This window comes from Streptomyces sp. NPDC005566 (assembly GCF_040605575.1).
Taxonomy (GTDB): Bacteria; Actinomycetota; Actinomycetes; order Streptomycetales; family Streptomycetaceae; genus Streptomyces.
The window spans coordinates 410,114-416,552 of sequence record NZ_JBEXDB010000003.1 but is presented as its reverse complement, the minus strand read 5'-3'; the positions used below and the strand labels follow the sequence as shown (position 1 = coordinate 416,552).

Sequence of the window (6,439 nt, the reverse complement as noted above, 5' to 3'; positions counted from 1 at the left end):
CAGCCCCAACGAATATGAACACCGACACCACACCGCTAAACTCACGCTCGCTGCGTGATCAATAACCGCGTGCCCACCTTCACGGGGGAAGGCCCAAGAACTTCAGCGCCCCGGTGCCTGTGAGTGCACCCGAGTAGCTACATCCCAATCCTTTGCGCCCTGCCATGGCGGCATATGCCGAATGACATCCGCGGCTGACACCAACAAGCGCGAACAGCGACGGTCGGCGCCGGACCTCAGGGGACGATCGACCAAAGCGCAGAGCCGGTTGGTCGACGTCGCAACCCCGGCGTGACCGACCTGACAAGGATGAGGCCACAGGTCAGATCCTGTTGGCCCCACAGGCAGGAAGGCCCCCGGGTCCTCACGGACCGGGGGCCTTCTGTGTTTCCGTTGTCCGCCGGACCGGACGTCTTCCGGGTCCGGTTTCCCGTGGAGGGCCACGAGGGCCACTGTGCTCGGACCGGGCCGTCCGCGGTGTGTTCTGCCGGTCTCCCGCGGTCGGTGCTCCGGGTGCTCGGGGGTAGCTACCGGCGGGCTGTTGCCGCCCGGGCTCAGGCTGCGGGGTTGCACGGGGGAGCGCCTGTCCTGGGTGTGTGCGGGAAGTGCCTGCCCTGGTTGTGTACGTGTACGTGACGGGCTCCGCTCAGTGGTCACGCGCACGGGAAAGGCCCCCGTCCGGTGAACCGGAGCAGGGGCCCTGTGTGTCGTCCGAGGCGCTCTCAGGGCGGTAGCGGGGACGAGTCCCCGGCAGGTGTACCGCCGTGGGTGGAGCGGGTGCTGTTCATCGCGTGCGCGGCGTCCGTGGTGTCCGCGGACAGTTGGCGGGTGGCCGGTGAGGAACCGTGGGCCTCGGCGCGGATGCGCTGCTTCATCGTGGGTGGCAGCGCCCTGTCACGCGGAAGGGTCCATCGCACCGACGGGGTGGTCGCGGTTGCCGCGGTCGCACCCGTGTGCTGCTGGTTCGTGGTCGTGGGCTCCGCGGTCGTGGCCTGCGCGGCCGTGGCCTGTGCTGTGGCGAGGCCAAGCGAGGCGAGGAGTGCGAAGAAGGCGGTGATGAAGGCGGTCCAGATGCTCTTGACCCTGAAGGTGCTCATGGCCCCTCGCTTTCAGGTGGTCCGGTTTGCTTACCTTCCTGATGATGTGGATGTGGCTGCCGAATTCCTGGACCGACGCCGCCGCTGCGCCGATCTTCTGATGAACACCACTCTTATGGTTCAACCGGTCCGAAAAAGGCTGGTTCCGGGGAGGTGGGCGGCCCGGATGATGCCCGGACGGGCGCCGGGAACGGTGCGGCGGTTGGGTTCCAGGGAGGTCACCGATCGGTATCGGCCGGTGTGTATAGTCGGGCGGCAGAAGTCCCTTACGTCAAGGAAAGACGAGGTCGCGCGGTGAAGAAGCTTCTCCTGGTCGCACTGGCTGCCATCGGCGGGCTCCTCGTGTACCGCCAGATCCAGGCGGATCGCGCCGAGCAGGATCTTTGGACGGAGGCGACCGACTCCGTGCCCGCAGGTTCGGGTGTGTGAGACGGAACAGCCTGCTGTGAGCCCCGGTCGCTGAGCGACCGGGGCTCCTTGCTGTCCGGGTGCTGCTGTTGCGGGATCGTGACACCTGTGCCCTTGAGTTCACCTACGCAAATCAATAGGTTGCTAGAGCAAAGCAGCCGGGGTTTCGGGTGGATTTCAGGTCAGGGGGCTTCCATGGCGGCACGGACAAGGGCGGGAACCCGCCGCCGTACGGCAACGGCAGGGGTACTGGCCGGAGTGCTGCTCGCCCTCGTGGCGGGGGGAATGCCCGCCGCGGCTTCCGTACCCGCAGGGCCGGGCGCCTCGGTCGCTCAGGACGGCTCGAGCAGCCTGGTGATGGTGCTCGACTCCTCCGGATCCATGGGCGACGACGACGGCACGGGCAGGACCCGGATGGAGAGCGCCCGTAGGGCCGTGGGCACAGTGGTCGATGCGCTGCCCGACGGCTACCCGGCCGGCCTTCGGGTGTACGGCGCCGACCGGCCCCGGGGCTGCGCCGACACCCGCCTCGTACGGCCGGTGCAGAAGCTCGACAGGGCCGCCATGAAGAGCGCCGTGGCAGGCGTGCGTCCCAGAGGGGACACCCCCATCGGGCTTTCCCTGCAGAAGGCCGCCAAGGACCTGCCCGAGCCCCGGAACGGTGCCATCGGGACGCGCACGATCCTCCTGGTCTCCGACGGAGAGGACAACTGCGGAACGCCGCAGCCGTGCGAGGTCGCCGAACAGCTCGGCAAGGAGGGGGTCGGGCTGCGGATCGACACCGTGGGCTTCCAGGTGAAGGGCACGGCCCGCAAGCAGCTCGAGTGCATCGCGGAGGCGGGTAACGGGCGCTACTACGACGCACCCGATGCCGAGGCGCTCGCCACGCAACTGCAGCGGTCGGCGCAGCTCTCCTCGGACGGCTACCGGCTGAAGGGCAAACGGATCGAAGGAGCGACGACCGCGGACAAGGCTCCTGAGATCGCTCCCGGGCAGTACCTGGACACCATCGGACCGGGCGAGAAGCGGTATTACGCGGTCGACCTCGACGCGGTGTCCACTGCGGATTTCTCGGCGACCGCGGTTCCGCAGCCCGGTGCGGCCGTCGACAGCCTCGACGCCCTGAGTACCAGCATCGCCCACGGCGCCCGTGACTCCCTCTGTGGGACGAACACCGAGCACTTCTTCCAGAACGAGGGGGCGACCCCCCTCACCTCGGCCGTCTCCCGAATCCGTTCCGAGGGCGGCAGCCGCAGCTGCGACGCCGCGGGCCGCTACTGGCTGGTGGTCGAACGGCAGAGCAAGAAGGGCTCGGACGCCGCCCGTTGGCCCCTGGAGCTCCTGTACGGGGTGGAGACGCCGCTCGCCCACGGGGTCACCCCGGCCCAGTCCCGGCCGGAGTACGGGGACGGCGGGAAGGAGGCCGCACTGCCCTCGGGGGATCCGCGTGAGGTCCGTGGCGGCAGCGGATTCAACGACGCCGGAGCGCTCGGCCAGGGGGTGTGGCGGGACCGGATCCTGCCGTCGCAGACCCTTTGGTACAAGGTTCCGGCCGGCTGGGGCCAGCAGGTGCGCTACGACGTGGAGTTCGCGAACGAGCCGACCGTGGAGGGCGTCTCCTCCACGTACTCCTACGGTGCGACACAGCTGTTCACCCCGGCCAGGTTCCCGGTCGACGGCAGTGGTGGGTTCAGCTCGACAGCGATGTACAACGGGCGGCCCGCCGCCATCAGCATGGGGTCGGTCCCGGTCGCCTGGACCAACCGCTACGAGTCCCGGTCCGTGGTCCAGCCGGTGCACACCGAGGGCGACTTCTACATCGCGGTGACCCTGGGCGCGAAGGCCGCGGAGATCGCTGAGAACCCCCGGATCGGCGTGGTGCTGCGTGTCGCGGTCCTTGGTGACGCGCTCGCGGGGCCCCAGCACGGAGCCCCCGCGTCGACGAGGAAGTCCGGTGACACGAAGGCGGACGATGGCGGCAAATCGCCTGTGGCCGCAGACAGCAGTGGTTCGGGCGGGGCAGGATGGACCGGCATCGCGACCGCTGCCGGGGCGGGCGCCGTGGTCGCTCTGATCGCGGGGCTCGTGTTCGTACGCAGCCGTCGCAGGCCGGGCCGGCGGACGACAAGGGGAAGTGCGTGAACAGGCAGCGCAACAGGGGCCGGGTGATCCTGGCATCGATCGCGGCTATGTGCGCCGTCGCGGTGCTGCCGGGACAGGCGCACGCGGCCGACGGTCCCGCGTCGTACGCCTTCGATCCCGCGGCGACGACGGTCAAGGGCACGGAGACGAACGCCGACGCTGCGGAACTCAAGCCGGGTTCGGTCTACAGGAGTTCGATCGGGCGGGGCCAGAAGCTCTATTACCGCCTGAGGCTCGACAACAGGACCAATGCGTATGTGTCCGCGGTGGTCGTGCCGAAGAAGGCCGGCAAGGTCGCCTACGGGGACGGCATCACGGTCAGCATCAGGGACCTCGACGACACCCGGTGCAGTTCCGAGGACGCGATCTTCGAATCGGCGGAATTCCCCCGCCCGATCGCCGCCTACGCCCATCGGACCGTGGAGGACGGCGACGACCCGTGCAGCGCGGCCGGCACGTACAACGTGCTGATCGAGCGTGAGAGCAAGGCGACCTCGGCCTCGGACGAGTGGGACCTGGAACTGCGGTACGACGCGGAGCCCGCACTGAAGGACGCCGGCTCGCTGCCCACCGAAGCGCCGGAGAACTGGTCGTCCGCCTCGCCCGCTCCGCCCGCCGGGAAGCAGAAGCGGGCCGGTGGCAGCAGCTACTACGACGCCACCAGTCTGAAGTCCGGCGAGTGGGTGGACAGCATCACGCCCGGCCAGACGCGCTTCTACCGTGTACCGGTCGACTGGGGGCAGCGCATCTTCGCCTCGGCCTCGCTCAGCAACAACAACGCCTCGACCGAGTACCTCGGCAACGCCCTGGCGCTGTCGCTGGACAATCCGGCGCGCGGCCATGTCGACGACGCGACGATGTCCTACTCCGGGGCGCCCGTCTCGGGCGCTCTGGACCCGCTGCCCGCGGTCGCGTACGAGAACCGCTACGCCTCGAGTTCGAAGGTCGCGGCCATGCGGTTCGCGGGCTGGTACTACCTGTCGGTGACGCTCACCCCGGAGGCCGCCGAACGCTACGGGGACACGGGGATCGGACTGACGCTCAGGATCAACGTCCGTGACGAGGCCGGTCCGACGCCGTACAAGGGGGACGCAGGGATCTTCGGCGTCACCGATGAGGACAAGGAATTGGCCGAGACCGGCCAGAGTGCCCCCCAGGCCCGCGAGAGCGACACCATGAAGATGGTGGCCGCAGCGGGGATCGGCGCGGGTTCCGTGTTGGTGCTCGGGCTCGGGGCGTGGACGCTGATGGCCAGGCGCCGGGCCGAACCGGCCGCTGCGCCGCCGGGCGCAGGCGGGCAGCCGCCGTTCGGCGGACCGCCCCAGGCCTGGTAGGCGGCTACCGCGGCGGGTGGACCGTCAGGTCTGGGTCAGCGCCCAGATGCCCACCGCGAAACAGATCAGCGCGACGAGCAGAACCGGGACCGCCACCTTCGGGGGCGGTCCCGGGCGCGTTCGGGGAGCGTGCGGGGCGTTCCCGTGGACGGAGTGCCCTGTGGCGGAGGCGGGCTGGACAACTGCCGTGCCCGGGTGCGGAACCTGAGGGTGCTGGGCGGTGTATGCACGAGTAGGAAATGAATCGTGCTGCACCGCTGCTGTCGGAGCCTGGGCGAGGTCCGGTGCTGAGGCGGAGGAAGGGGAGGCCGCGTGCGCCGGGAACGAGGTGGGGGGCGTGTTCGGCTGTGCCTGCTGAGGCGGCGGGGCGAGGTGGAAGCTGCCCGTCTCCGACATCGAGGCGTGAGGCTGGGCGTAGGGCTGCTGTACGGGGGCCTGCTGTGGTGCCTGATGAGGCATCTGATGCCCGCCCGTGGGGCCCTGCAGGGGCGCCCGGCGGCCGTTTGCGGGGTTCTGGGAGCCCGGGGAGCTGTTGACGGGCCCGTCGGGGCCGAATCCGGCAGGCAGGGGGCCGATCTGGTCGAAGACTTCCACCGGCTCGTTGTCCGCGTCGGTCTCGGGCAGCATCTCGACCGCCGCCGCCAGGGCTTTGCGTGCACCCGTGGCGGTCCGGAAGCGGGCCTGGGGGTCGGGCTGCAGCAGACCGGCCAGGACCTGCCACAGGGGCTCGGGGATGCCCTGGGGCGCGCCTGGAGTGCCGTGTGCGGCGAAGTGTTCGATGAGCGCCTGGGCGTCGGGCTTCTGCCCCTGCAGCAGGTAGAGCGCGACCAGACCGACGGCGAAGAGGTCCGCGGGGAAGTCGGGCTCTGCTCCCATCATCTGTTCCGGCGCGAAGTAACCAGGCGTGCCGACCACATAGTTGGTCTCGGTCAGGCGCGGCTCGCCCTTACGCATGGAGATACCGAAGTCGGAGAGCCGAAGATGCGGCCGGCCCGTTCCGGTGGCCTCCATCAGGATGTTGGCCGGCTTGATGTCCCGGTGCACGACGCCCTCGGCATGCACCGTCGACAGCCCGGACAGCAGCTGGTCGAGCAGGTGGCAGACGAAGCGCGGTGGCAACGGGCCGTAGTCGCCGATGACATGGGCCAGCGATCCGCCGCTGACCAGGTCCATGGTGAACAGGACCTTGTCGTCGTCGGCGGCCCAGCTCGCGGGAGCCAGGACATGGGGGTGCTCGATCCGCAGTGCCTGCTCACGGACGAAGCGCAGCAGCGTGTGCGCGTCGCTCTGCTGCAGGACCTTGGCCGCCACGTACCTGCGGCGACGGTGGTCCCAGGCGCGCCAGACGGCGCCCACCCCACCACGTCCGATCGGATCGATCAGTTCGTACCGACCAGCGAAGACCTCACCCATTGCGCTGCGCCCGCTCCCCGTTCCGGTTTCGGCTGTGTCCCGGGC

At 69.6% G+C, this 6,439-nt stretch carries 5 protein-coding genes; 3 read left to right on the top strand and 2 right to left on the bottom strand.

What is annotated here, in order from left to right:
* Nucleotides 1-722 precede the first annotated feature (722 nt).
* On the bottom strand, nt 723-1,097 hold the full coding sequence (locus tag ABZS61_RS07215; RefSeq protein ID WP_356417149.1) for a DUF6344 domain-containing protein: 375 nt from the start codon (nt 1,095-1,097) through the stop codon (nt 723-725).
* A gap of 294 nt (nt 1,098-1,391) precedes the next feature.
* On the opposite strand from ABZS61_RS07215, the gene ABZS61_RS07210 reads away from it, so the two are divergent.
* The 3 genes from ABZS61_RS07210 to ABZS61_RS07200 all read left to right on the top strand — a co-directional run bounded on the left by ABZS61_RS07210 (nt 1,392) and on the right by ABZS61_RS07200 (nt 4,981).
* A complete protein-coding gene (locus ABZS61_RS07210) occupies nt 1,392-1,526 on the top strand; it encodes a DLW-39 family protein (protein ID WP_003958712.1) in 135 nt (44 codons plus the stop codon).
* Nucleotides 1,527-1,700: 174 nt separating this feature from the next.
* Nucleotides 1,701-3,647: a VWA domain-containing protein gene (locus ABZS61_RS07205; RefSeq protein ID WP_356417148.1), complete on the top strand. Its 1,947-nt coding sequence runs from the start codon at nt 1,701-1,703 to the stop codon at nt 3,645-3,647.
* Entirely contained in the window at nt 3,644-4,981 is a 1,338-nt protein-coding gene (locus tag ABZS61_RS07200) for a hypothetical protein (RefSeq protein ID WP_356417147.1), read from the top strand. Before ABZS61_RS07205 ends, ABZS61_RS07200 begins: the two co-directional genes overlap by 4 nt.
* Nucleotides 4,982-5,005: 24 nt before the next feature.
* Here the strand turns inward: ABZS61_RS07200 and ABZS61_RS07195 are convergent, their stop codons facing one another.
* Nucleotides 5,006-6,394 carry a serine/threonine-protein kinase gene (locus ABZS61_RS07195; RefSeq protein ID WP_356417146.1) on the bottom strand — a complete coding sequence of 463 codons (1,389 nt, stop codon included), beginning with the start codon at nt 6,392-6,394 and terminating at the stop codon, nt 5,006-5,008.
* Nucleotides 6,395-6,439: the final 45 nt, after the last annotated feature.